The sequence below is a fragment of the Clostridium sp. BJN0001 genome, from assembly GCF_022869825.1.
GTDB lineage: Bacteria > Bacillota > Clostridia > Clostridiales > Clostridiaceae > Clostridium.
In genome coordinates this window covers 850,113-875,923 of the sequence record NZ_CP094971.1, presented here as the reverse complement: position 1 = coordinate 875,923, position 25,811 = coordinate 850,113, and the positions used below count along the sequence as shown (strand labels likewise).

The window sequence follows — 25,811 nt, the reverse complement described above, 5'->3', positions numbered from 1 at the left end:
TTATAAAATAAAAAGGAGTTTATAGCTCCTTTTTATTTTAGATATTTATAATTTTAATCTATTCTATTACTCTTCCTGAATATTTCATATTAGACATACTAAGCTTGCTTATCTTTACAACATCTCCTGTATGTGGTGCTTGAAGATACATATCATTTCCTATATAAAGACCTACATGCGTTGCATCACTTGCTTTATTAAAAACAAGATCTCCAGGTTTAATCTCTGAAATATCTATCTTAGTGCATGCTTGCTGTTGCATTTGTGACGTTCTTGGAATACTTATTCCTTCTGCATTAAACACATACTGCATAAGGCCAGAGCAATCAAATCCATCAGGAGTAGTTCCTCCCCATACATAAGGTACTCCAAGATACTTTTGTGCTTCAATTATTACATTCTTTGCTGATCCTGAAATATCAGCAGATAATGTAATAGGCTTTATTATACCGTCTGTTTCATTTAAAAGACTGCTATTTTCTTCTATGTAATCTAAAAGATTCTGCTTCTCATTTTCTAAATCACTCAGCTCTTTATCCACATAATTCTTATCATCTTCAAGCTCTTTTTTCTCATTTTCAGTCTTTTTCTGAATATCACTTATATCTTCTTTTGATTCTTTTGCATCATTTATAAGTTTAGCATCGTTTTCGCATATTTTAGAAACCATTCCTACATTCTGAACAACTTCTAATATATTTTTAGAACTTGTTAATGCATCAACATAAGCATAAATTCTATTTTGAAGCCCTCCATCTTCACTTAAGCATTTTAGTCTTTCTCCAAGCTGCTTGTCTTTTTCATCAGCTTCTTGTTCAAGACTTTCAATCTTTTTCTGATTTTCTTCTATCTGTTTTTCTTTTTCATCAAGTTCACATTTTAATTCATTTAATTTATTTGTTTTAGTTTCAATATTATTATCACATTCTTGAATCTTTAATATTATGTCCTGAATTTTTTGAAGTTCAGTATCTGATGTACTTTCGATTTCTATATTTTCATTAATTGGTACTGCCAAAACAGAGGCTTTGCTTCCTGTACAAAAAATAGACACTGTAACTAAAAATGTTATTATCTTCTTTTTATCCACTTCTATCTCCCTTTATATTTATTAATTATATCTAGTATAATACATAAATGTGTCATTTTTTTTACAGTTCTAAATTATATCAAAAAATATTTAAATACTTACTTTTAATTTTCCTTTTTTTAATTTCTTTGTTTGAACATTTTTATCCTTTATAATCAAATAATAAATAGTAATACATATCGATGCAAGTGTCCATGAAACAGGATAACATAAGTATACAATTCTTACATCATTAAACATAGGATTTAAAATAGATAGCCATATTATTCTAAATACACACACTGAGCATGCAGTAATAATCATTGTCTGAACAGTCTTTCCAGTTCCTCTTATAGCTCCTGCTAAAATTTCTGAAAATAATAGTGTCCATGTAAAAGGTGCTAATATAAACATACATTTAATTCCTGCTTCTTTTATCTCACTACTTGATGTAAATAATCCTAATAACGAATTTCTAAAATATATTACAATAAGCGAAAGAAGTATTGTTACAAATAATGTTATTATAAGCGCAATTCTTATTCCTTTTTTTATTCTACTTTGTTTTCCTGCTCCAATATTTTGTCCTACAAATGTTGAAATTGCAAGTGAAAACGCCTGCATGGGTACATATAAGAACAAATCTATTCTCTCATATGCAGCATATCCTGCCATTACTATAGCACCAAAGCCATTTATAGAAATCTGCACAAGGATATTTGATATATTAAACATTGCTGTCTGAAGTCCACACGGAACGCTTATTTTTGTAATATCAATTGCTTCCTCTTTCGATAAACTCATATTTTTTAATTTTATCTTATATGGCATGGCTGAATTTCTAATATTTATAATTATAAGAACTGCTGAAAAATACTGTGCTATTGTTGTTGCAAGTGCAGCTCCCTCTACATCCATTTTAAAATATGCTACAAATAAAAAATCAAGGACAGCATTTAACATCCCACTTAAAAAAAGATAATAAAGCGGCCTTTTAGAATCACCACATGCTCTTACTATTCCAGCTCCAACATTATATACAAGATTAGCTGGAACTCCTATAAGAATAATCTTAAGGTATGAAGCGGCAAGTAAAATCACCTCATATGGGCAGTTCATAAAAACAAGTATTTTATACACAAATATAATTCCAAGAATCATTATAACTATTCCTGCACAAAATGATAGTAATATTGCCGTTTGAGCAACTTTTTTAAGTTTTTTATAATTTCCTGCTCCATAATAATTTGCAATAAGTATACCAGTTCCTGTTGCAATTCCTAGGAAAAAACCTACGAGTAAATTCATAAGAGTTGCTGATGAGCCAACAGCTGCTAAAGAATTGTTTCCTGCAAAAGAACCTATAACAGCTGTATCTACAGAGTTATAAAACTGCTGAAATAGATTTGTAACCATTATAGGAACTGCAAATAATATAAGACTTTTAGAGATTGAACCCTCTATTAAACTTTCGTATTTCTTTTTCATATTTTTACCTATTTTCTTCCATTTATATTATAAAATATTTTTTATGCTTTTTTTAAAGACAATATAAAAATAGTAGATATAACAAACATAAATCCAATAATATCAATAATTGTTACAGGTGTTTTAAGCCATACAGTTGAAAGAATAGCTGCAACAAATGGTTCAACCGAACCATAAAGGCTTGCTCTTGTAGGTCCTATAAGCTTAACACCTTCCATATAAAACGAGAATGATAAAATAGTTCCAAGTAATATTATTACTATAAGTATAATAATCAATGTAAAATCAATATGTACTTTTATATCCCATGGTTTAAATATAAGTGATAATACTATACCTCCAATAAGCATGGCCCATGAAATTATAAGTGGAGCTTTAAACTGTTTCATTAAATTTCCAGGCTGAATGTTATATATAACAACTGCACCTGCAGAACATAGTCCCATAAAAAGTACATTCTTTGAAATAGAAAGAGTAGTAAAACTTCCATGAGTTGCAATTAAAAATACTCCAAGTACTGCAAATATCATTGCTATAACTTCACTTATATATGGCAACTTTTTTTGTTTAAAACACATAATTATCATTATTATAACTGGTGCAATATATTGAAGTATTGTAGCAATTCCAGCACTTGAATACTCTATAATAGAAAAATATGTATATTGACAAAGCATCATTCCAAATATCCCATATATAATAATATCTATAGAATTTCGTTTGCATTTCCATACTTCAAATGCTTTCTTTCTCTGAGTAATTATAAAAAATATAAGCATACTTGCACCTGCAATTATAAGCCGTATTGGTACCATCCATTTTGCAGATACACTGCTGTGCTGAAAAAGATATTGTCCACTAGCTCCTGATATTCCCCATAGTGCTCCTCCAAAAATTGTAATCATTATTCCTAATATATCTTTTTTCTTTTGCATCCTTATCCCTCTTATTTTGAAATTATTTTAACTAAAATCATACTAAGAAATGATACATTTTTTTAATGATTTATGCAATAAGTATTAGACTATTTTTTCATAAATTCTTCAACTATATTTTTAGGTACTTTTAGATTTGATAAGTCTATTTTTTCAGGATTATTAAGAAGAGTATAATCTTTAATCCATATATTTCCGTCAACTATTTTAGCATCAGTGATATTTTCTTCTTCTTTACCATTTTCATAAACTTCTTCAATCATTTCATTTTTTGTTATTATAACAATTCTTCTGCATGGTTCTTCACTTTCCCCATAAATATTAAAAAAACTATTATATGAATCAAAATTTTTAACTGATACGACCATTTTCAAATATAATCCATTTTCATAAGCTGCTTTTTGTGCATTAATATAATCCATTTTTTATCTCCTAACATTATCTTTTATATTATAATAACATAAAATAGTATAATATAAATTATTAAACTCTATTATGCTATAATAACAATAGTATTTTATCTTTTTAGAGGGGATTTTCTTAATGAATTTAATAGGACATTTTAAAACAATAACAAATCATAAATTACTAGTAATGAAGTACTGCTTTAAGGCTGGGTTATATAAACAGGGACTTTTACACGATTTATCAAAATACACATATACTGAATTTTCTGCAGGAGTAAAGTTTTATGCAGGAGGAGTATATAGCCCTAACAACAAACAGAAACAAATTGAAGGCTGTTCTAGTGCATGGCTTCATCATAAAGGAAGAAATAAACATCACTTTGAATATTGGATAGATTATAGTACAAACATTAAAGATGGACTTGTTGGCTGTGAAATGCCGATAAAATATACTATAGAAATGTTTATTGACAGAATGTGTGCAAGTAAAAATTATTTAAAAGACAAGTACACCGATCAAAGTCCACTTCAATATTATGAAGAAAGAAAAAATTATTACTTAATTCATCCAAAGACAAGAAAATTATTAGAATTTCTATTAAACAAATTATCAAATGAGGGTGAACAATCCGTATTTAAATATATAAAAACCATCTTACATAGCAAATAATGTAAGATGGTTTTTATTTATTTTACAATAAACTTAGCTGTACTTCCATTTTTAGAAGGTGTTACTTCAAGCCTTGCGTTAAGTCTATCTTTAAGTTCATCAACATGAGATATTATTCCAACTATTCTTCCAATATTTCTAAGATCAATAAGTACATCTATTGCACTATCAAGTGATTCACTATCAAGTGTTCCAAAGCCCTCATCTACAAACATTGTTTCTATTATTACTCCACCTGCATGGCTCTGAATTACATCTGCAAGACCAAGTGCAAGTGATAATGAAGCCTTAAACCCTTCTCCCCCTGATAATGTCTTAACATGACGTTCTTTTCCTGTATATTCATCAAATACATCAAGTTCAAGTCCTGACTGCTTTCTTTTATCGTTAATATCGTCTTTTCTCTTTAAAGTATATCTTCCTTCTGTCATCTTATAAAATCTTTTATTAGCTGCATGTACTATCTCTTCAAAATATGCTGCAAGTACATATCTTTCAAATGTAAGTTTCTCTCTATTTTCGCCTTTAGTAAGTTTTGAAAGTTCTGCAACAACGCTGTACTCACTTTCTTTATCTTTTATCTTATTATTTTGATCTATTGCACCTTTTAAAGATAATTTATTATTATTAAGCCTCATATAAATTTCTCTTTCTTTATTTTCCATATTATCTAAATTATCTTTTAACTTCTTAAGATTTTCATTAAGTAAATCCATATCTGCTTTTTTATATGAACCTATATCATTTTTAAGTCTTTCTCTTTCAGATATTAAAGCTGAATATTCTTTCTTAAATGAATCAATTTCTAATTCATATTTTTCAATTAAATCTTCATTTAAAATTGATTTTTTATAATCTTCATAGCTTTCAAATTCGCTTTGATTTAACTGTTCATTGAAATCATCATTTTGACTTTTCAGTTTATTATTATTATAATCTATCTCTAAATTAAAGCTTTCAATCTCTTTTTTTAGTTCTAAAATCTTATTACTTATATTTTTTAATAATTCATCTGCTTTTTTATATTCTAAATCCAGTTTCTTTATCTTCTCCTCGATTTCTGATATTTTATCTTTAAACTCTGAATCATTTTTCATTTCCTTAGACGATATAGAATTTTCTATTTCTTTTAAAAGTCCAAGCTGTACATTTAACGAATCATTTTTCTTCATAAAATCATCATTAAGTTTTTCTATTTTTTCATTATTTGAAACATCTTTTTCTTTTAATAAATCACACTTTTTCTGGAGTTTATTTTTTTCATTAATATCATTTTCTATTTTAAGTAAGTCATCGTTTATTCTATCTACATCTAATTTTACTTTTTTGCCTGAATTTACGATATATAATTTTAAATTTTCTATATTCTCATCAAATTCTTTATCTAAGTAATCTTTTTCTCTAAAAGCTTCATATACTTCTTTAATTGAAGATATAAAAAAATTATTCTTTTCACTCTCTTTAATAGCAAGATCACTTAACAGTTTATTATATGATAAAGTTTTTTCATCATAAGTATCTTTTAATTTTTTAAGTTCACCTTCAGAAGGTGCATGAGCTAGTTTTAATGCAGGTGATGGATGATTTAATGAACCACATACAGGGCATGGCATATTTTCTTTTAAATTATCTGCAAGAACTCCTGCCATACTTTTTCTAAAAAGCTCATCTGCATTTTCATATTCTCTTTTTGAATTCTTATACTTTTTCTCTATTTCTAAAAATTCTAAATTGTATTTTTCTTTTTCACTACACATCTTCTCATAATTTTTTATATTCTTATATAATGTAGCTAGTGAATTTCTCTGTTCCATCTTTTGATTTAAACTATTTTGAGTTTTTACTTTTAACACTTCTTTTTCACTAAACTCTTTGATTTTAGTATCTATTTTTTCAATTTCTTTTGAATTTTTATCATTTTCAATTTTTAAGCTTTGAAGCTTTTGTTTAAGGGATTCAGTTTCTTCCTTTGTTTTTTTCATCTCTTTATTAATTGTGCTATATTTTAAAAGTTTCTCTCTTTCTTCTGTAAGCTTTGCTTTTTCTTCAATAAGAGATGTTTTTTCTTCAAGATCTTTAGATGCTTTATTTAAATTTTCTTCTGCCTTTTCTTTTTTTACTTTTTCTAAATTAAAATTTTCTTCAGATTTTTTTATCTTTTTATTTATTTCGTTAATTCTATATTTTATATCATTAATGTTTTTCTCAGCTATTTCAAGCTTTTCTGCCTTTAATGCTTTTTGAACACTCTTTTTAAAATTATCTATATCATCTTTTTTATTTTCAAGTTCAGTAATTCTTTTAAAAACCTCATCCTGTCTTTCAAGCTTTTTATTGTTTTCAGCACTTATTACTATATTTTTCTCAGAATCTGAAATCTCTTTTTTTAATGATATTTTATCTTTTTCAGTTTCTTTATATATACATTCATCATCTTTTATTAAATCTTCTGTGAGTTTTTTAATCTCTTGAAAATCAATATCTTCTGCATTTATAAGATTATAGAGTTCTTCTTTATCTGATGGGTTAATCCGTAAAACACATGAATTTCTTTCGATAATACCTCGATTAATTTTATTTTTTAAATTAATTTCACGTTTAATAAGTTCGTCTTTTACTTTGGAGAATTTTTCTGTACCAAATACATTTCTAAATATCTCTTCTTTATCTTTGCTGTCTGCTTCAAGAAGTTTTTTAAATTCGCCTTGAGGAAGCATTACTATCTGCCTAAATTGTTTTTCATCAAGTCCTACAATTTCTTCTATCTTTTTTATGACTTCAGCTTTATTAGTTAATACTTTATCTGATCCTATCTTAAAAAATTCGACATCACTTTTTTGAACTAAACGTTTTTTCTTTCCATTTTTATATACTTTAATGTATGACTGCTCAGGTCTTCTTTTTATAAAATATCTTTTATCTTTTATGCTGAATTCCAGTTCTACATATGTTATATCTTTTTCATCTGCAAAATCGCTTCTGAATGATTTTGTTACTCTGCTGCTTCCACTTGGCTCATCATAAAGTGCATATGATATTGCATCAAATATTGTAGTTTTACCAGCACCTGTAGGCCCACATATTAGATAAATATTATTTTCCTTAAGATCATTAAAATCAAGTACAGTTTTTCCCCTATATGGTCCAAATGCATTTAAAGTAAGTTTAACAGGTCTCATTAGATTTCCTCCTTTAATACATCTTTTAAAACAGAATCAATTACGCTTTCTCTCTTCTCATCCATTTCTTTATCTGTCATTGCTAAATAAAACTCTGAAAAAAGTTCTTTAACAGATTTTTCTTTAAAATTTCCTTTAGCTGCACTATTTCCTTCAGACTCTGTATCATTTTTTATGTCTCTTTTAAGCCCCATAACATTTGGAAAAACTGCCCTTATTTTTGATATTCCATCAAAGACCTCTCCTTCATCTGTTATCTCTGCAAATACATAATCGTCTAAATTCTCTCCCTTATGATTATCTCTATTCATAAGTTCTGCAATAGGCCCATGTATCTTTCTTATGTCTCTTAAAGGCTTTATCTTATTAAGAGAAACATCTACCTTTCCGTCTTTATCCATATTTATTATAGGAATACTCTTACTTTGTCTATATTCATCTACAGAATATTTTAAAAGTGAACCGCTGTATCGTATCCTGTCACTTCCAACTTTTTGAGGACCATGAAGATGTCCAAGAGCAACATAATTAAATGAATTAAATATTCTTGCATCTATAAGGTCACTTCCTCCTATTGAAAGAGGTCTTTCACTATCAAGAGTTTCAAGTCCTCCTTTATTTTCTACATCTTGAGAATGATATGTAACATATCCATGACATACAATAACGTTTCTCTCATCTTTATTCATATTGCTTTCTATGTTATGTGTAATACATCTCATAGCATCATCATGAGTTTTTATGCTTTCATCTTCGTATAAATTTCGTACTACGGCAGGTTCAGCATAAGGAACAAGATAAAAATTCACATTCCCATATTCATCAGCAAGTGTTACTTTGCATACTTCTTTTTTAGGCATTCCTTCTATATATAAGCCTTTATTTTTAAGCATCTTACTTCCAAAAGAAACTCTTTCTGGACTATCATGATTTCCTGCTATAGCAAGAATAGGTATTTTAAGATCAAGAATAATACTGCTTAATACATCATCTAAAAGTTCAACGGCTTCAGATGATGGAACAGACCTATCGTATATGTCCCCTGCAATAAGTAAAACGTCTGGTTTTTCATTTTTTAATAATTCAATCATTTTATTTAAATAAAATCTCTGATCTTCAATCATTGAATACTCATTAACAATTTTTCCTATGTGCCAATCTCCTGTATGAATAATCTTCATAAAATAAACAACCCCATTTATCTAAAATCTTTTTTATACTACTATTATAAGATAAAGAATAGTAAATTGTAAGAGTGTCATTTGCTTACTATTTTTTTAATAATTAGCATTAACTTGCTCTATACCACATATAAATTTGAAATTTTCATTAAAAAGTTGTATAAATAAGTAGTATATCAAAAATAAAATTTCAATTAGGAGATGCTTATAATGGATGCAAAAAAGCAAGAACAATTAACACTCGTTGCCGATACAAAATTTGTAATTCCAAAACTTGATCCTACTGATTCTCAATGTTTAATAGACGTATTAATCAGTTGTACTGAAAATTTGGAAAATGCAGCAGACGATATTAATCCTGTAATAACTTCATGTATCGATAGAATACAGAAATGTATTTCGGATAATAATCTTAAAGTTCCACTTGAAGTAACTAATTTAATTGGTTTATTTAGTGCATTTTTGCCTAAATAAAATTTTGAGGCTTTCATACTAAATGTTTAGTATGAAAACCTCATTTAAAATTATTCTTTTATTATATCTGGATTTTTATAAACTTCATCAGGACATTTTCCTATTCTAAAGCCATCATTCAATTTTTCAATTGTCTTCATATCATCTTTACTTATTTCAAAATCAAATATGTCGGCATTTTCTTTTATTCTTGATAATGTTGTTGATTTTGGGATAGTAGTAAAACCCATCTGTAAATCCCATCTTAATACTATTTGAGATACTGTCCTGTGATATTTTTGTGAAAGCTTTTGTAAAATTGGAATTTCAAAAACTAATCCTCTCATTAAAGGTGACCATCCTTCTAACTGAATCTTATATTTTTTGCAATACTTCATTAAATCTTTTTGAACAAGCCTTGGATGAAATTCTATTTGATTTACTGTTGGTATAATCTCAGCATTTTCTATTAATTCTTCCAAAGTATTTACTGTAAAATTACTTACACCTATAGCTCTTATATAACCTTCTTTATATAATTTTTCAAGTGCTTTCCAAGTTTCTTTATTTAATGGTTGTGGCCAATGTATTAAATATAAATCCAAATAATCTGTCTTAAGTTTTTTAATTGAATTTTTAAAAGATTTAAGAGTTTTTTTCGTATCCCTGCTCCGAATTCCAAACTTTATCAGCTAGAAATATTTCTTTTCTAGCTATATTACTTTCTTTTATTGCAAGTCCAATTGCTTCTTCATTTTTATAGAAAGAAGCTGTATCTATATGTCGGTATCCTATTTTTATACCCTCTTTTATTGAATTCTTAAGTTTATCTAAATCTTGAACATTATAAGTTCCAAATCCAAGTACAGGCATTTTAACTCCATTATTTAAAATTACATAATCTTTACTATCTTTCATTATTTATCTTCCTTTCATATTATCTATAAAAGTTGAGGCCCACAACTTATTATATTATAATAAATTAAAGGAAACTTATCCTTACAGTTTGATAGTATTTAGTGCAGAAAACATTTCAAATCAAATAAAAAGAAAGGTAATTAATTTCATATGAAAATTGATACTACAGATATTAAAATTTTAAAAGAACTTCAATTAAATAGTCGTTTATCTATTAGAGAATTATCAAAAAGAGTAAACTTATCCCCTCCATCCGTTGCAGAAAGAATAAGAAAATTTGAAGATAGTGGTATAATTGAAAACTACACTATAAAAATAAATGAAGCTGCTTTAAATTTTTCTATACAATGTATGATTCAAATTGATATTAAAAATAATAAGTTTAAGCAATTTAAAGAATTTGTATATAACCACCCTCGTGTAGTTTTCTGTTATAGAATTGCAGGTCATTCTTGCGTAATCGTAAAATTAAGTGTTAAATCTATATCTGAGATTGAAAAATTTGTTGACTCTATTTCATCTCTAGATTGCACAAATTCTACTCATATTATATTTTCAGAAATTCCTGTAAATAATAGTATAGAAAAGTTTTTTTCAGATTATTAAATCCATACGTTTTTAAGTAATTTAAAATAAATATGAATTTTACAAATCGAATTTACTTAAAATACATTCACTACAATCTTCGCCATTTCTCTTTTTTGCAATATACATAGCTTTATCAGCTTTTTTTATTAATACATCAATATTATCCCCATCCTTAGGATAAAAACTAATACCCATACTTAAAGATATATTAATTTCTTTTCCATAAAAATTTATAATCTTATTTTTATTATTCGCAATTCTTGAAACTATATGTTTATAATTATCATACTTATTTATATTAGGTAGTAATATTAAAAATTCATCGCCGCCATATCTAACGACTACATCACTTTCTCTTGTAGCTTCTTTTAGTATATTAGCTACATTAACAAGAACTTTGTCTCCAGCTTCATGACCGTACGTACAATGTCGTCAACTTAGTAGATTAAGCTATGCAAAAATAAATTGAAAGAAATCATTTTTGATGTCTATTTTAATTTATCTTAAAAAATGGTACACTAAATAAATCCACTGGATAAAGTGAATTTTAAATATGTATTTATTTATATTTAATATTAAAAACAGGATTTAATATTATGATGGTGCTTTTTTCTTGGATGTTTGTTTTTGCGCTCACAAGATCGGTTGCAACGTATTTGTGAGCGTATTTTTATAGCTTTTTCAAGTATTAATTCTAACAGCTTATTTCTTAATCTAGATTTAACTAATAAAGCTATAATTCGTTTGAATACCTGTCCCAAAATAAAATTCCTATTTGATTGATATATTGAATTTAAATCTTTATCCTTATTATCATTTGATATCGCAGCATCGGCATCTTTTTTTATAAGAGCTGCAATCATCGATAAATAAATAGAAACGTAAAAATCTTGCTTTATGGCAATTGGCTTAGTACCTGAAAATTCTTCGATTTTAAGACTGCATTTTAATTCTTTATATTTAGATTCAACGCCCCATCTTAAGAAATAGAGTTCTTTGAATTTTAAAGGCGTAATAGTATCATCATAGATGTTAGTCACTAAAGTTTCTGTCACCTCATCTGACAGCTTAACTTTTACTACTCTTATTTTTTTTATTTCACCTTTAACTTTATATTTTAAAATAAAGTCAGGGGAATCTATTGATTGTGCAAGTTTAAAAGATGTTGATACTCGCATTAAAAATAGTAATTCCTTGGAATTTAAATAATCAAACATATCATATGAAGGATAGCCTCTATCAAAAATAACAATGCTTTTTCGAGGACAGAATTTATCTCCTATTGACTCTATATGTTGTTTTGCAATATGTCTTTCACTTGTCTTATATTTAGTAATTCTAGAATCTACAATAATGTCATTTAATACATCATATAAGGCTGACGCCGTCGCAATAGCAGTTCTTGTCTTATTTTGATTACTGCTTAATCCAAAATATTCACCACATTCTTTTGTATCTGGCACTTGTAGACTAGTTCCATCTACAGCTAGAATATTAAAACCATTCCAAGTGTTTAAATTTTTATTTATACTATAAAATTTATCAACAAAAAGTCTGCATAATTCATTAAAGGCTTCTGGTGATATATTTTGTCTTGCCTTAGAAAATGCTTGTTTTGTTATTGACGGAAATTTTAAACATTTATGATCTTCAATAAAATTATCAATTTCAGAAGAGATGGATTTTCGCAATGCGGAGCAAATAAAATGAACCGTATTTGAAAAGGATAGTTTTCTATTCCTTGAGAATGAGTTACCTAAGCTGTATGCTTCTTTGTACTCACTTGAAGTAATTAAATCGTTTGTTTCTTTTAAAATTAAAGATAATAATCTAGTATTTTTCATAATGTAAAACCTCGCTATAAATTTATTTCTCTATAGCGAGGCTGCAAAATTTTCCACTATTGTCAAGTGTTTTTTTTATTAAATTATCATTTTCTCTTAAGTTGACGACATTGACCGTACGTATCGTTTATATCTTTAAATTTATCAATATCTATAAAAATCAATCCTAATAATTTATTCTCTCTTGTCATATCTTCTAAATGCTTTTCTGTGATTTCATAGAATAATGTTCTGTTTGCAACTCCTGTTAATTTATCATAATAGGCTAAATTTTTAATAACCTTTTCTTTTTCTTTTAATTCAATATTAATTCTATGTAGTTCTTTTATATAATCTTTTAATAAATATATTTGTGCAAATTTATTTGTAACATCAATAAATTCTAGAAGTAAAAATCTAGCTTCATTTTTTTGTAAACTACTAATTTTAAAATTTAATTTCTTTTCATTATTAACTAGTCCTTTATGCATAGCTGCTGAAAAAAACATTTTAACTTTATTATTTAATGCATCATTTATTATTTCTTTAAAATATTTTTTATTTAAATTTGGTAATATATCATATATATTATTACCATTAGCTTTTTTATTTTCAATTTCGGTTAGAACTTCCATATAATTATTCCAAAAACAAACATTTAAATTTTGATCTAAAATTATTATTCCTTCATTAACATTATTTAATATGTCATATAAAACTCTATTCATAAAGTCCATCCTCTATCTTATCTATTCTTTTTAATAACTCTTTTAATGAATTTAATGTCAAATCAATTATGACTGCCCCTTCAATTTCTGTATCATCAATTATAAAAGTTATATAAAGTAATAAAATATATTTATTATTTTCAATATCATTGCTAAAATTTATATTATCAAATACTTTTACTTCTGGTAAAGTATATGTTAAATCAATGTCTAAATAATTTCCAATTTCTCCAATAATGCAATTTAAAATTATATTGCCAATCTCTTTAATAATATCAAAATCAATATCTGTAAACTCATCATTTTGAGAAAATTGTTCTTCTTCACTCAAACAAATGTTTAAAAAATTTCTCATTTTTGCAATCGGAAAAATTAGGTTAGCTTTTCCTGTTAATTTTTCTTCAAAAGAAATAGATGATATCATTAATGTTCCATTTAATCTCTTTAGAAGATGATCATTTATTTTAATTTCTTCATCTTTAGTATTAAAAATATCTATATTAGGTACATTTAATATAATTTTTCTCTTTGTTATTTCTGAGAGCATATCTGCAGCCTTACCAACGCTTATGTTAAATAATTCCTTAAGTATGTCGTATAATAACTCTTTTTTACTCATTGAAATCCTTCCTTATCATTTCAGATATTAATTTAGCTTTTTCTTCATTGAATGGCTTATTAATAAAACCCATAATTTTATTTTTTTCAACTTCTGTTCTTATGCTTTTTTGTACATCTGCAGATACTATAAATATTTTTGCATCTTTGTTAAATTCTTTTATTAGTTTTAGTAGCTCTTGTCCATTTAATTTTGGCATTAGTAAATCTAAGAATGCATAATCAGGATTAATTGTTGTGATAAAGTAAAGTTGTAACATGAGTACCTAATAAATTATAATTTTATTAGGAAAAGGGGAATAGATTATGGTACAACATTTTGAGGAAGAAGTAAAAAGAAAAATAGTAGCTCTTCATGTTGAAGGAAGAACAATTAAAAGTTTAGTTGATGAATATAAAGTATCAAAGGCTAGTATTTCAAATTGGGTTAAGCAATACCGCAGCGAATGCCAGACAAACCAGGATTTAAAAAGCGAATATGATTATCTTACTGAAAATAAGAAGCTTAAGAAACAGCTTCAGGAAATGCAGAAGGAAAATGATTTCTTAAAAAAAGCAGCGGCATTCTTTGCAAAGGAAATCGATTGATGGTTTATCGATTTATTGATGATAATAAACAGCACTTCGGTGTACGATGGCTGCTTAGACGATTTAGTATCTATCCTAATGCATATTATAACTACAAAAAAGCAAGAAAACAGGCTTATAATGATAAGAAGAAGTCTATATATTCTACAATAGAAGAAATCTATCATGAAAATAATGGTGTATTAGGCTATAGAAATATGAAAATATTCTTAGAACGTAAGCATATATATTTAAGCTGCCAGACTGTCCATAAATACATGAATACTGACTTGAAGATATATTCTATAGTTCGTAAAAAGAAGCCTTCTTACAAACATGGAAAAGCGTACAAGAAATTTCCTAATTTGTTGAATCAAGATTTCACAGCTGCAAAAATTAATGAAAAATGGTGCACTGATTTCACATATATTACACTTGCTAATGGTCAAAAAAGATATAACTGTTCAATCGTAGATCTGCATGACCGCTCAGTTGTTGCATCACTTAATGGTAAAGAAATCACGTCTGATTTGGCTATAAAAACAGTAAAAAAGGCATTCGCCGCGCAGCATATTACTAATAATGGTAATATATTACTTCATAGTGATCAAGGTACTCAATTCACGTCAAAGGAGTTTGTTAATTTCTGCAAAGGTAACGGTATAACGCAAAGTATGAGTAAGGCTGGTTATCCCTATGATAATGCACCTATGGAACGATATTTCAACACTCTTAAGAATGAATTGATAAATCTAAAATATTATCATAATGATAAAGAGCTTAATTCAGATATCGATAACTTTGCATACGTCTGGTACAACCACTTACGTCCACATACATTTAATAATGGTCTAACGCCATTTGAAGCAAGATATAAAAAAAATTAGGTCAAAGTGTTACAAAAACACTTGACCACAACAAATACTATAAAAACAATTTCAAAAATAGAACCTAAAAAATCTTTAAAATATACTATTGATACTAATAGTATTAAAGGTGAAACTTCACTAATTTTAACATATAAAGATAACAGCAATAATTCATATGAAGAATCTGTAGCTGGATACTTAGAAAAGGGCTATAGTGGACAATCTAAGATACTTATTAATAAGATTGATACTAATGGTAAATTAGACATCGAAATTAAATAAACTAAAAAGGATGTATCAAATTTATTTTGATACATCCCTAGTGTCCTCTAAACTTTTCATTTGCTGATAGAAGCTAACTACTTCTATATTTTAATAATTGGAAAGTAGCTTTTTAGGGATAAACTACTAATGAACCCTATATTCTATATATATTACATAAAATATTTATTTTTTAAATACATTTTATTCACCTTTTGCATTTTCTTATTGCAGTAAAAAAGAGTTGCGATAAAATCTCGCAACTCTAACGTTCTTTTACTATCTTCTATTGTTTTGTTGTTTTCTTGCTCTTCTACAATCTGGGCATCTAACAGGTTCATTTTCAAAACCTTTTTCCTTGTAGAATTCTTGTTCTCCAACTGTGAAAACAAATTCCTTTCCACAATCTTTACATACTATTGTCTTATCTTGCATATCTGCCATTTTAAAATTCCTCCTTATTTTTTAAAGATATTAATAATATAAATCTCTGATTAAGGAGAAATGTAAAATCAAATAATCTTTTTTTAATTCTTACTAAGTATAACATAATTAATATTTAATTGCAAGTTATTATTTATAAAATCTTTAATCTATGTTATGTATTAAAAGCCTACTGTTTTATTAATTTCTTATTTTTTTATTTCTCTTTTCAAATATATACTACTTTTTTCTTCCAAAAGTCTATAGTCCACACAACGTTTTAAAAGATAATTACTTTTATATATTGTTACCTTTTTATAAAGCTTGTCTGCTTTTTCAATAATTTCTTTATTATTTTTCTTTATAAATTTTACTTGATTAAATAAAATATTTCTATACCCTTCTTTTTCTTCATCCATAATATCAAAATTTAATATAACCGATTCTAATACTGGTATCATATTATTAAAATTTATTGCGCCATCATATCCTCCATTAATTTTTAAAAAATCTATTGAGTTTTTCATTTTCTTATGTTTTTCCTTAGGTGAAGATAAGGGTATACAATATTTCACATTATTAATAATATGTATTATACCTATATATATTCTTTTCTCTTTTTTATTAAAAAGTACTTTATCATCAAATTTTCTTAAATAATTAATATATTCTTCTTTAATTTTACATAATCGTAATTTTTCCATATATTCCTCACAATTAACAAAAGGAGATAACTATACTTAAAGTTATCTCCCTGCTCTTTAAACTCTTCATTTACTGGTAGAAGCTCACCGCTTTTTCTACTTCTCACTTCTAAATCTGGTAGAGACTCACCATAATCATTACTTCTTTACTGGTAGAAGCTCACCGCTTTTATATTTTTATTATATGATATTTATACTGAAAATACAACACTATTATAATAAAAGTTTGCAAAAAATTTTCTTTTTTAAATGGCTTTCATTACTTCTTTTACCTACTAAAATCATTAAAACTCACCACTAAATCTATTCAAGATTCTAACCGAGCTTATATAGTTATATATTCAGACTTTATACAAGTTAAATCTAAAAGACTTAATTATCTAATAATAAAAAATTCAGGAAAATCAGTAGCTATTATAGATTATATAAAATATAGTAATGATAAGTTTTACCATGATAATATAAAGTTTTATACTGAAACTTTTAAAATAAATACGAAAGCTATTTGCAATCAATTAGTTGCTCAAAATACATTCTCTGATCAAATTAATTTTGAAAAAACCTTATCTTTAACTACACAAGAGCTAATTGGACATAATTTCTAAAGTATTCAATATTTAACTTTTACACAAACTAATTTACATTCTCTTTTATTTCAATATTTTTATCTATAATAATCCCTTCCTCATCTTTACTTTTAAATAATTTTTTACATAAATAGTTATACAAATCTTTAAAATTTATCTTATAAAATCACTTATTTTTTCAACTCTTTATAAACAACGTCAGACATCATATTCATAATAAATTTCATTTTCTCTTCATCACTAAATAAGCTCATAAAAAATTTATCATTTTCCTCATATCTATTTACTGCAACATCTTTAAATTTCTGTTCATATAAATATTTAAATAAAGATTTATCATCAGATTTAACAGCATTAACTATTTTTTGATCCTTAGCAAAATCAGACTTCATCTGCTCTAATACTTTATCTTGTTCACTAAATGTAGTCCCAAACTTTTCATTCATCTTATCAATAATGACTGAGAGAAGGTCTTCCTTCTTCTCTTTTCCGCCAATACCACCTTTAATATTAGCTACATAGCCTTCTGTTTTCTCTAATTCTATGTCACCTGAAAAAGTTTTATCAAGCTTATAATATTCAAGAATTAACTTATCAGATAAATCAACTTTTTTATTTTCTCCTTTTGGTAGACATTTACTTAAAAATCTGGCATATACAAAAAACTTCTGCATATCTTTATCATACATTCTGCAAACCTGTATTATAAACGAATATATTCTTACAAATGTAGCAATAGATGATTTAAATTCTTCTCTTTCCTTATCTTCTTTTGCATTATATCTATCAAGGGCTGGTTTAATGCATCCAGTTAAAAGTGCCTGTGCATTTTTATTATTTTTGCAATAAAAAATATTTGCAAAATGTTCTACTTCTATAGTTTGATATATTTGAAATGAATCAAGTCCATTCTTTAAATCATAAATAACATTTGGATCTGTTTCCTGTTCTAATACTGTGGCTTCATAGTAAGGCTGAAAAGATTTCTGAATATCTTCTGCATTATTTACAAAATCAAGTACAAAAGTATCTTCTTTACCTTTCATTGTCCTATTAAGACGAGATAACGTTTGTACAGCCTTTACTCCACTTAATTTTTTATCTACAAACATAGTATGAAGCAGTGGTTCATCAAATCCTGTCTGATATTTTTCTGCAACTATAAGCATATTAAAATCATCCGTATGGAATTCTTCTTTTAGCTGATCTTCCTTAATTGTGTTTCCTTGTTTATCGTTATTTAATCCTTCTTCTGTAAAACTGCTATCTGGAATATCAGGATCATTTACAGTGCCTGAAAAAGCAACAAGTACATCTAAATCTTTATAGCCTTTTTCTTTAATATATCTTCTAAATTCAAATAAATATCTTACGGCATGAAGTCTTGATGATGTAACTACCATTGCTTTAGCTCTACCACCTATTTTATTTTTAGTTATATTTCTAAAATGCTCTACCATTACAGCTGTCTTTTGAGCTAAATTATGTGGATGAAGGCTTTCATATTTTGCTATTTCTTTAGCACCTCTTGAGGCATCAACATCAGGATCATCAGCCACTTTTTTAGCTATTTTATAGTACATTTTATAAGTAATATAATTTTTTAATACATCCAATATAAAATGTTCTTCTATAGCTTGTCTCATAGAATAAATATGAAATGCTCTATATGTTCCATCAGACTGTTTATCTCCAAACATCTGCAAAGTTTTTTCCTTTGGTGTAGCAGTAAATGCAAAAAATGATAAATTATCTATTCTTCCATGTGATGCAAGTTCATCTAATATTTTATCTTCATCATCTTTTGTATTCTCTTCTGTTTCATTTTCCACTGCTCTATATTCCTCTAGTATATCGTCAGTATTAGCTAACGCTTTCTTTAGCTTTTTAGATGCTTCACCAGTCTGACTTGAATGAGCTTCATCAACAATTATTGCAAAATTACCATCTATCTGTATTTCTTTATATATTACAGGAAATTTTTGAAGAGTAGTTATTATTATTCTTTTGCCTGCATTTATAGCATTTCTTAAATCAATAGCATGTTTTTTCTTATCAATACATTCAACAACACCTAAAACATGGTCAAATTGATATATTGTATCTTGCAGCTGACTATCAAGAACTCTTCTATCTGTAACAACAATTATTGAATTATAAATAGGATTATTGTTATTATCATGAAGTCCTGATAATCTATAAGCTAACCATGCTATAGAATTAGATTTACCACTTCCTGCACTATGTTGAATAAGATAATTCTTACCGACTCCATTCTTTTTAACATCTTCGATCAATTTAGTAACTACATCAAGCTGATGATATCTTGGAAATATCAGAGTTTCTTCAGTAGCAATAACTTTACCATCAGCATTTTTTTTATCTTCTTTTTTAAGATGCATATATTTATGAAGAATTTCCATCAACCTATCCTTACATAAAACTTTTTCCCATAAATATGCTGTCTGATATCCATTAGGATTTAATGGATTGCCAGAACCACCAACATTTCCACTTCCATTAGACCCCTGATTAAATGGCATGAAATAAGTGCTTTTACCATTTAATCTTGTAGTCATATGTACTTCAAATAAATCTACCGCAAAATGAACTAATACTCTGTTTCTGAATTGAAATATAGTATCTCTACTTGCCCTATCAAATTTATATTGATCAATAGCATTATATATAGTTTGTCCAGTAAACTGACATTTAAGTTCCATAGATACAACAGGTATACCATTTAAAAATAAAACTATATCAATACTATTTTCATTAAATATTGAATAATGAAGCTGTCTTGTGCAATGAAGTATATTTTCTTCATATAGTTTCACTGTATCTGGATTATCAGTACTTGCTGGCTTAAAATATACTACATCAAACTTAATACCTCTATCTTTAAATCCACGTCTTAATACCGCTAATAATCCATTAGCCTTAACTTCCTTACAAAAACGCTTTATAAAACTCTCTTCACTATCTGAACCGTATATACTCACATAACGTTCCCACTTTTTAGGCTGAGTCTTTTTAATAAACTCAATAAGAGTAGAAGTATCTAAAGCTAATTCTCTATTAAAATTCTTAGGATTACCTTTGATATACCCACCTTCAGTTATAAGGTATTGCTCTATAGCTTCTTCAAAGGCTTTTTCTTTTAATTCTTCTTCATTCATGAATTACTGCACCTCCCCTTTTAAATATTCATTAGATATTCTTCTCATTATTTCTTGATTTATCTTTCTTATATTTGTATATTGAGAAACGTTTATATCTTTTATTCTTTCAATTTGTTCGTTATTAAAATTAAAATTTAATTTTTTTTTAAATTTATCAAATAAATCATCTATCCTACAATTAACATAATTACTTTTATCTTGATTAGATATTAATGAAAACTTGTACATCAAATTAAATCTTGATTTTAACTCTGGTGATATCTTTTTGGATATTTCCTCTTTTTTGATATTAGATGTAAATATAATTATATATTTATCTAAATTAAATTCTCGTCCTAGTGAATCTGTAAATTTTCCATCTTCTAATAATTCCAAGAAAAAATTATAAATCTGAGAATCTGCTTTTTCAAATTCATCAATTAAAATTACTTTTGATTTACTTTTATTTATTTTATCTGATAATTCCCCTTTATTACTTCCTTCATATCCTCTTGGACTACCTATTAAACTGCTCAGAGCATTCTTATCACCATAATTACCAAAATTTATTTTTATAATTTTTTCGTTTGGGCTTAAGAATTTATGAAGTATTCGTGCAGTTTCTGTCTTGCCAATTCCTGAGTCACCACAAATAAATACAGAAAAAATTTTCTGTTCACCAATTTTATTGAATAATCTATACTTCTGTAATTCTTCAAACAATCGTTCTTGAAATTTCTTATTACCAAAAAGATTTTCACTTATGAATTTTTTCATCTCTTCAAATTTACATTTATCTATATCAACTACATTAGATACATTATTTTCTCTCAAACCTATATAAGCTTCTAAATTTTCAATATTGTCTATATAATAATATAGATTATCTAATAAATCATTCGAATATCGTTTATCAACTACAAAATTAATATTAAAACCAATATCTAATGCAATACATATATTGAATAATTTAATCAATATACCTGCATAAAATTCTATTCTTCCACCATTAACAATAATTAATTGCGTTAAATCATAAAAATTATTTTCTTTAAAGTAGGTTTCACTATCCTCTTCTATCTTGAAGTCTTTATCTAAATATACTATTTCCCTTTTCTTATTTTTTAAAAACTTCTTAATTTTCTTCATATCCTGTCTGCTATATTCATATATCGTAAATTTATCCACGCAATCACCTACTTAATTTCTAATTCTTGTATAATAGCAATCACATCTATAAAATGAGTATCTACAACTTTATCTTCTTTATCTTCATCGTCCTCATCATGTTCTATACCACTATCTTCATTCCCATAGAAATTAGATAGATTCTGTAACCTATTGATTTTCTTACTAATTTTTTTATTATTATGTTTTCCCCTATATATTCCTATTATAGTAACAGGACCAATTTCTAAATCTGTTATACTATATTGGCTCTCCATTTCATTCTCAACTTTCATAGGAATCTTAAATGTAATTGTGCTGTTTTTGTTTTTAAATTTTCCTGAAAATATGTATGCAGAATCTTTTAGTAATACCTCTAAAAATCCAGTAATATCTATGCCTTCTGTGCCTTCCATTGGAACTTTATTTAAAACGCCACTTAATAAACTTTTAGTTGTAAGTATTTCTTTTTCATTTGTAATATTTAATTCAACATTACGTATTTTTATTAAATTTCCAATTTCACTTTTCTTCAATTCTTTTGCCTCAATAGCTTTTTTATATATTGGATTAAGAATTGTAGATTTAGTTGATACAACATTAACTGAATCCACAATTTTTTTGGTTTTATTCCAATCTGCATCTACTGAAAAGTCTATCTTAGGAGCAATTTTATCTATAAGTGGAATTTTACTTAAATCTGTAGTATCTGCTGAACCACTACCCTTAGCATCAATTAATACTTGCTTTTCAATTTGCTTCTTTTCTTGTATGTTATTGTCCAATAACATTGATATTTCAAATGCTTTCTCATAATTTATATAATAAATATTAAATATACTACTGCACCTCCCTTTTACCAGTAACACATTCATATATTAATGATTTCTTGTATTCTGTTAATTTTTCTATTACTTTTTCTTTGTTAGATATTAATTTATCTATTGCTGAACATTTTTTATCCAGATAATCTATTATTTCCTGTTGCTCTTTAGAATCTGGCATAATTACTTCTGTTTGTTTTAATATTTTTTGTGTAATACTAAATAATTTTATACCCGATACTCTTGAACGTATTTGGCTTCTCCAGCAATCAGTTTTATATAAGTATGCAAAATATCTCCAATCCTGCATAATATCTCGCTTTATTGGTGCAATTATAATTGTATGATACCCAGCAAATATCTCTTCATCTAAATTAACAAAAACACAATTTCCTGCACCATCTAAATCTTCAGATGTATCTGCAAAAATAAAATCATTCTTTAAAACAAGAGATTGTTTCCCTGTTTCTAAATATTCATTTCCAACATATCTTATTAATGAATCATCTATTGAAATTCCATTATTATTTTTTGAATGAATTTGTCCATAACTAATTACTTTTATTCCTTTTTCCACAAGATTCTCTTTTGTTATAGTTAATCCCTTTCTAAAGGTAAATACTTGCTTTAGTTTAACTATTGACCAATGTTCAGGAATCTCTCCAATCCATTCTACTCCACTATCTTTCATCGGTGCATCAGGATTTAATCCTTTAGTAACTGCTTCTGTTATAGCACTTTGTTTATATTCTTTTAGCTTTTGTATTACTAAATTTTCTTTTTCTATTGTTTCATCTATCTTGTTGCATCTTTTATCCAAATATTTTACTATATTACATCGCTCTTCTTTTGAAGGCATTATAACTGTTGTTTGCTTTAATATCTTCTGTGTAATACTAAATAATTTTATTCCTGAAACTCTTGAACGCAGTTGACTCCTCCAACAATCAGTTTTATATAAATATGCAAAATATTTTGAATCAAGCAAATGTAATGGACTAACTATTATCGTATGATATCCAGCAAAAATACTTTCATCAGAGTCTATATATGCACAATTTCCTACTCCATCTAAATCTTCAGACGTGTCACCAAAAATAAAATCATTTTTTGAAGCAAGGCATTGACCATCACTTTCTAAATACTGTTCTCCAACATGCCTAATTAAATAATCATTTAAACAAACTCCTGAATTATATTTAGAATGAATTTGTCCATAACTAATTACCTTTATTCCATTTTCTAGAAGATTTTCTTTAGTTATAGATAGTCCTTTTTTTAAAGAGAATACATATTTAAAATTTATTACTGTCCAATCCTCTGGAATTTTGTCAATCCATTCAACTCCACTATCTTTCATCTTCCTAGTCATTGAATATTTCCTCCAATACGCCATCTAAATCTTTTTCTATTTCTCTTATTTCCATTTCAAGTTCTTTTGCTGGCTTTGATGGTACATATTTATAGAAATATCTTGTAAATGATATTTCATATCCTACTTTAGTTTTCTTTTCATCTATCCATGCATCAGGAGCAAAAGGTAATACTTCTCTTTTGAAATATTCTTGTATATCTTCCTTTAATGGAACATTTTCAGTATCTTTTAAAGATTTGTCTGCTACAGGTTTACCTTTCTTTAATTCTGGTGTACCATCTTCATTTAATTTTGGTCTTTGAACTACTATTTTAGAATATCCAAAATCCTCATTATCAAATATCTTGCTTATTTCACTTTCTTTAAATTCACCATATAGCTTAGTAATTTCATTTATGTACTTTTTAGGAATATCATTTCTTTTCTTTCCTAATGATTTTCTTCTTTTTTCGTATAAGTTATTAGCATTTATAAGCTGTACTTTACCTTTTCTATAATCAGCTTTCTTATTAGATAATACCCATATATATGTAGCAATACCTGTGTTATAGAATATATCATTCGGAAGAGCTATTATTGCTTCAAGTAAATCATTTTCTAATATATATCTTCTTATTTCAGAAGGACCACTTCCCGCATCTCCTGTAAATAATGGTGAACCATTATGTATTATTGCTATTCTTGAACCTTTTGACTTCATTTTTGATATAGCTGTTTCTAAAAATAGCATTTGACCATCACCAACAGCTGGAAGTCCTGCTCCAAAACGTCCTGCAAACCCAAGCTTAGCTTCTTTTTCAACTGCTTTTCTATCATTTTTCCATTCACGTCCAAATGGTGGATTCGATAATATATAATCATATCTATCTTCTTTAAACTGATCATCAGATAATGTATTTCCATTCTTTATTTTATTAGCAGTTTCACCTTTAATAAGCATATCCGCTTTACATATAGCATATGTCTGATCATTTATTTCCTGTCCAAAAGCTATAAGCTCTGCATCTTTATTAAATTTCTTTAAATAATCTTCAGCAACAGACAGCATACCTCCAGTTCCACAAGCTGGATCATATATTGTCTTAGCAATATTTCCTGTTAAAAGTTCACTGTCATTATAAAATAATATGTTTACCATAAGTTCTATAACTTCTCTTGGGGTATAATGCTGTCCTGCATCTTCATTATGTGCTTCTGAAAATCTTCTTATTATTTCTTCAAATATATAGCCCATTTCAAGATTAGATATCTTACTTGGATGTAAGTCAGCTTGTGGTGTAACAAACTCTTGAATAACTATGTATAAAAGGTTCTTTTCAGCTAATCTTGTTATCTGATTATCAAAATTGAACTTTTCTATTATGTTTCTAACATTCTCAGAAAATCCATTTATGTAAGCTCTAAAATTAGCTTCTATACCATCCGGATCACTTAATAATTTTTTAAAATCAAACTTACTAATGTTATAAAAATCATAGCCTGATTCTTTACATAAAAAAACATCCTTCATTGAAAGTTTTCCTAACTGTTCATTTTTCTTTAAAACAGCTTCTTTTGTATCTGCAAGTACAGAATCAAATCGTCTTATTACTGTCAAAGGTAATATTACTTCACCATATTCATGAGGCTTGTATACTCCTGTTAATTTATCTGCTATAGCCCAAATTAAATTAGCTTTTTCACTTATGTTACTTCCTATACTCATATTGTAAGTCTCCTCAATCGTTATATATTTATTTCTATTTATATATTACTACACTAATAATTTATTTTCTATTTACCTATCTTTTTTATCTAAATATATTTTCTAATTTTT

At 26.9% G+C, this 25,811-nt stretch carries 23 protein-coding genes and 1 pseudogene; 5 read left to right on the top strand and 19 right to left on the bottom strand.

Annotated features, from left to right (window positions below; genetic code table 11):
- Positions 1–58: 58 nt before the first annotated feature.
- The 4 genes from MTX53_RS04165 to MTX53_RS04150 all read right to left on the bottom strand — a co-directional run bounded on the left by MTX53_RS04165 (position 59) and on the right by MTX53_RS04150 (position 3,914).
- Positions 59–1,090, bottom strand: a complete 1,032-nt coding sequence (locus MTX53_RS04165; protein WP_244834954.1) for a C40 family peptidase — start codon at positions 1,088–1,090, stop codon at positions 59–61.
- A 90-nt stretch (positions 1,091–1,180) separates the two neighbouring features.
- Entirely contained in the window at positions 1,181–2,557 is a 1,377-nt protein-coding gene (locus tag MTX53_RS04160; RefSeq protein ID WP_244834953.1) for an MATE family efflux transporter, read from the bottom strand.
- A gap of 41 nt (positions 2,558–2,598) precedes the next feature.
- A complete protein-coding gene (locus MTX53_RS04155; protein ID WP_244834952.1) occupies positions 2,599–3,492 on the bottom strand; it encodes a DMT family transporter in 894 nt (297 codons plus the stop codon).
- A gap of 89 nt (positions 3,493–3,581) precedes the next feature.
- Positions 3,582–3,914, bottom strand: a complete 333-nt coding sequence (locus MTX53_RS04150; protein WP_244834951.1) for a hypothetical protein — start codon at positions 3,912–3,914, stop codon at positions 3,582–3,584.
- Positions 3,915–4,035: 121 nt separating this feature from the next.
- On the opposite strand from MTX53_RS04150, the gene MTX53_RS04145 reads away from it, so the two are divergent.
- A complete protein-coding gene (locus MTX53_RS04145) occupies positions 4,036–4,569 on the top strand; it encodes a DUF5662 family protein (protein WP_244834950.1) in 534 nt (177 codons plus the stop codon).
- A 17-nt stretch (positions 4,570–4,586) separates the two neighbouring features.
- On the opposite strand, the gene MTX53_RS04140 is transcribed toward MTX53_RS04145, so the two are convergent.
- Both MTX53_RS04140 and MTX53_RS04135 read right to left on the bottom strand, forming a co-directional pair.
- Positions 4,587–7,748, bottom strand: coding sequence for an AAA family ATPase (locus MTX53_RS04140; protein WP_244834949.1), 3,162 nt, complete (start codon positions 7,746–7,748; stop codon positions 4,587–4,589).
- The gene (locus tag MTX53_RS04135; protein WP_244834948.1) at positions 7,748–8,929 is read right to left on the bottom strand and encodes an exonuclease SbcCD subunit D; all 1,182 of its coding nucleotides are present in this window, start codon (positions 8,927–8,929) and stop codon (positions 7,748–7,750) included. Before MTX53_RS04135 ends, MTX53_RS04140 begins: the two co-directional genes overlap by 1 nt.
- Before the next feature lie 210 nt (positions 8,930–9,139).
- On the opposite strand from MTX53_RS04135, the gene MTX53_RS04130 reads away from it, so the two are divergent.
- Positions 9,140–9,403 (top strand): hypothetical protein, encoded by a 264-nt coding sequence (locus tag MTX53_RS04130; RefSeq protein ID WP_244834947.1) that lies wholly within the window; start codon positions 9,140–9,142, stop codon positions 9,401–9,403.
- Between the two features lie 50 nt (positions 9,404–9,453).
- Here the strand turns inward: MTX53_RS04130 and MTX53_RS04125 are convergent.
- A pseudogene (locus tag MTX53_RS04125) lies at positions 9,454–10,300 on the bottom strand (aldo/keto reductase).
- Positions 10,301–10,450: 150 nt separating this feature from the next.
- Here MTX53_RS04125 and MTX53_RS04120 point away from each other — a divergent pair.
- On the top strand, positions 10,451–10,906 hold the full coding sequence (locus MTX53_RS04120; protein WP_244834946.1) for an Lrp/AsnC family transcriptional regulator: 456 nt from the start codon (positions 10,451–10,453) through the stop codon (positions 10,904–10,906).
- Between the two features lie 39 nt (positions 10,907–10,945).
- Here MTX53_RS04120 and MTX53_RS04115 read toward each other — a convergent pair whose 3' ends face one another.
- The 5 genes from MTX53_RS04115 to MTX53_RS04095 form a co-directional block, all read right to left on the bottom strand.
- Positions 10,946–11,263: a GGDEF domain-containing protein gene (locus MTX53_RS04115; protein WP_244835455.1), complete on the bottom strand. Its 318-nt coding sequence runs from the start codon at positions 11,261–11,263 to the stop codon at positions 10,946–10,948.
- A 200-nt stretch (positions 11,264–11,463) separates the two neighbouring features.
- Positions 11,464–12,732, bottom strand: a complete 1,269-nt coding sequence (locus MTX53_RS04110) for an IS4 family transposase (RefSeq protein ID WP_244833863.1) — start codon at positions 12,730–12,732, stop codon at positions 11,464–11,466.
- Positions 12,733–12,818: 86 nt separating this feature from the next.
- A complete protein-coding gene (locus MTX53_RS04105; protein WP_244834945.1) occupies positions 12,819–13,439 on the bottom strand; it encodes a diguanylate cyclase in 621 nt (206 codons plus the stop codon).
- On the bottom strand, positions 13,432–14,058 hold the full coding sequence (locus tag MTX53_RS04100; protein ID WP_244834944.1) for a chemotaxis protein CheC: 627 nt from the start codon (positions 14,056–14,058) through the stop codon (positions 13,432–13,434). The genes MTX53_RS04105 and MTX53_RS04100 overlap by 8 nt, the downstream gene beginning before the upstream one ends.
- Positions 14,051–14,317 (bottom strand): response regulator, encoded by a 267-nt coding sequence (locus MTX53_RS04095; protein ID WP_244834943.1) that lies wholly within the window; start codon positions 14,315–14,317, stop codon positions 14,051–14,053. The genes MTX53_RS04100 and MTX53_RS04095 overlap by 8 nt, the downstream gene beginning before the upstream one ends.
- 46 nt (positions 14,318–14,363) lie before the next feature.
- Here MTX53_RS04095 and MTX53_RS04090 point away from each other — a divergent pair.
- Together MTX53_RS04090 and MTX53_RS04085 are read left to right on the top strand one after the other, a co-directional pair.
- A protein-coding gene (locus tag MTX53_RS04090) for an IS3 family transposase (protein ID WP_244834679.1) occupies positions 14,364–15,511 on the top strand; the annotation gives its coding sequence in 2 pieces (ribosomal slippage) (positions 14,364–14,604 and positions 14,604–15,511; 1,149 coding nt in all).
- 21 nt (positions 15,512–15,532) lie between these two features.
- Entirely contained in the window at positions 15,533–15,775 is a 243-nt protein-coding gene (locus MTX53_RS04085) for a hypothetical protein (RefSeq protein WP_244834942.1), read from the top strand.
- Between the two features lie 258 nt (positions 15,776–16,033).
- Here the strand turns inward: MTX53_RS04085 and MTX53_RS04080 are convergent, their stop codons facing one another.
- The 7 genes from MTX53_RS04080 to MTX53_RS04050 all read right to left on the bottom strand — a co-directional run bounded on the left by MTX53_RS04080 (position 16,034) and on the right by MTX53_RS04050 (position 25,700).
- Complete coding sequence (locus MTX53_RS04080) at positions 16,034–16,189, bottom strand: zinc-ribbon domain-containing protein (RefSeq protein ID WP_244835454.1); 156 nt, start codon at positions 16,187–16,189, stop codon at positions 16,034–16,036.
- Between the two features lie 197 nt (positions 16,190–16,386).
- Positions 16,387–16,881: a type III toxin-antitoxin system ToxN/AbiQ family toxin gene (locus MTX53_RS04075; RefSeq protein WP_244834941.1), complete on the bottom strand. Its 495-nt coding sequence runs from the start codon at positions 16,879–16,881 to the stop codon at positions 16,387–16,389.
- A 757-nt stretch (positions 16,882–17,638) separates the two neighbouring features.
- Complete coding sequence (locus MTX53_RS04070) at positions 17,639–20,647, bottom strand: type I restriction endonuclease (protein WP_244834940.1); 3,009 nt, start codon at positions 20,645–20,647, stop codon at positions 17,639–17,641.
- 3 nt (positions 20,648–20,650) lie between these two features.
- Positions 20,651–21,778, bottom strand: coding sequence for an AAA family ATPase (locus tag MTX53_RS04065; RefSeq protein WP_244834939.1), 1,128 nt, complete (start codon positions 21,776–21,778; stop codon positions 20,651–20,653).
- Between the two features lie 47 nt (positions 21,779–21,825).
- Positions 21,826–22,671: a hypothetical protein gene (locus tag MTX53_RS04060; protein ID WP_244834938.1), complete on the bottom strand. Its 846-nt coding sequence runs from the start codon at positions 22,669–22,671 to the stop codon at positions 21,826–21,828.
- On the bottom strand, positions 22,637–23,992 hold the full coding sequence (locus tag MTX53_RS04055) for a restriction endonuclease subunit S (RefSeq protein WP_244834937.1): 1,356 nt from the start codon (positions 23,990–23,992) through the stop codon (positions 22,637–22,639). Before MTX53_RS04055 ends, MTX53_RS04060 begins: the two co-directional genes overlap by 35 nt.
- Positions 23,985–25,700, bottom strand: coding sequence for a class I SAM-dependent DNA methyltransferase (locus tag MTX53_RS04050; protein ID WP_244834936.1), 1,716 nt, complete (start codon positions 25,698–25,700; stop codon positions 23,985–23,987). Before MTX53_RS04050 ends, MTX53_RS04055 begins: the two co-directional genes overlap by 8 nt.
- Positions 25,701–25,811: the final 111 nt, after the last annotated feature.

What these genes read in the sequence shown, in the direction of transcription:
- MTX53_RS04095 (WP_244834943.1), bottom strand. Translation starts at nt 14,317, where the DNA reads ATGTTACAACTTTACTTTATCACAACAATTAATCCTGATTATGCATTC.
- MTX53_RS04145 (WP_244834950.1), top strand. Translation starts at nt 4,036, where the DNA reads ATGAATTTAATAGGACATTTTAAAACAATAACAAATCATAAATTACTA.
- MTX53_RS04055 (WP_244834937.1), bottom strand. Translation starts at nt 23,992, where the DNA reads ATGACTAGGAAGATGAAAGATAGTGGAGTTGAATGGATTGACAAAATT.
- MTX53_RS04065 (WP_244834939.1), bottom strand. Translation starts at nt 21,778, where the DNA reads ATGAAGAAAATTAAGAAGTTTTTAAAAAATAAGAAAAGGGAAATAGTA.
- MTX53_RS04150 (WP_244834951.1), bottom strand. Translation starts at nt 3,914, where the DNA reads ATGGATTATATTAATGCACAAAAAGCAGCTTATGAAAATGGATTATAT.
- MTX53_RS04155 (WP_244834952.1), bottom strand. Translation starts at nt 3,492, where the DNA reads ATGCAAAAGAAAAAAGATATATTAGGAATAATGATTACAATTTTTGGA.
- MTX53_RS04050 (WP_244834936.1), bottom strand. Translation starts at nt 25,700, where the DNA reads ATGAGTATAGGAAGTAACATAAGTGAAAAAGCTAATTTAATTTGGGCT.
- MTX53_RS04140 (WP_244834949.1), bottom strand. Translation starts at nt 7,748, where the DNA reads ATGAGACCTGTTAAACTTACTTTAAATGCATTTGGACCATATAGGGGA.
- MTX53_RS04070 (WP_244834940.1), bottom strand. Translation starts at nt 20,647, where the DNA reads ATGAATGAAGAAGAATTAAAAGAAAAAGCCTTTGAAGAAGCTATAGAG.
- MTX53_RS04130 (WP_244834947.1), top strand. Translation starts at nt 9,140, where the DNA reads ATGGATGCAAAAAAGCAAGAACAATTAACACTCGTTGCCGATACAAAA.
- MTX53_RS04060 (WP_244834938.1), bottom strand. Translation starts at nt 22,671, where the DNA reads ATGAATGTGTTACTGGTAAAAGGGAGGTGCAGTAGTATATTTAATATT.
- MTX53_RS04120 (WP_244834946.1), top strand. Translation starts at nt 10,451, where the DNA reads ATGAAAATTGATACTACAGATATTAAAATTTTAAAAGAACTTCAATTA.
- MTX53_RS04075 (WP_244834941.1), bottom strand. Translation starts at nt 16,881, where the DNA reads ATGGAAAAATTACGATTATGTAAAATTAAAGAAGAATATATTAATTAT.
- MTX53_RS04110 (WP_244833863.1), bottom strand. Translation starts at nt 12,732, where the DNA reads ATGAAAAATACTAGATTATTATCTTTAATTTTAAAAGAAACAAACGAT.
- MTX53_RS04105 (WP_244834945.1), bottom strand. Translation starts at nt 13,439, where the DNA reads ATGAATAGAGTTTTATATGACATATTAAATAATGTTAATGAAGGAATA.
- MTX53_RS04135 (WP_244834948.1), bottom strand. Translation starts at nt 8,929, where the DNA reads ATGAAGATTATTCATACAGGAGATTGGCACATAGGAAAAATTGTTAAT.
- MTX53_RS04100 (WP_244834944.1), bottom strand. Translation starts at nt 14,058, where the DNA reads ATGAGTAAAAAAGAGTTATTATACGACATACTTAAGGAATTATTTAAC.
- MTX53_RS04160 (WP_244834953.1), bottom strand. Translation starts at nt 2,557, where the DNA reads ATGAAAAAGAAATACGAAAGTTTAATAGAGGGTTCAATCTCTAAAAGT.
- MTX53_RS04080 (WP_244835454.1), bottom strand. Translation starts at nt 16,189, where the DNA reads ATGCAAGATAAGACAATAGTATGTAAAGATTGTGGAAAGGAATTTGTT.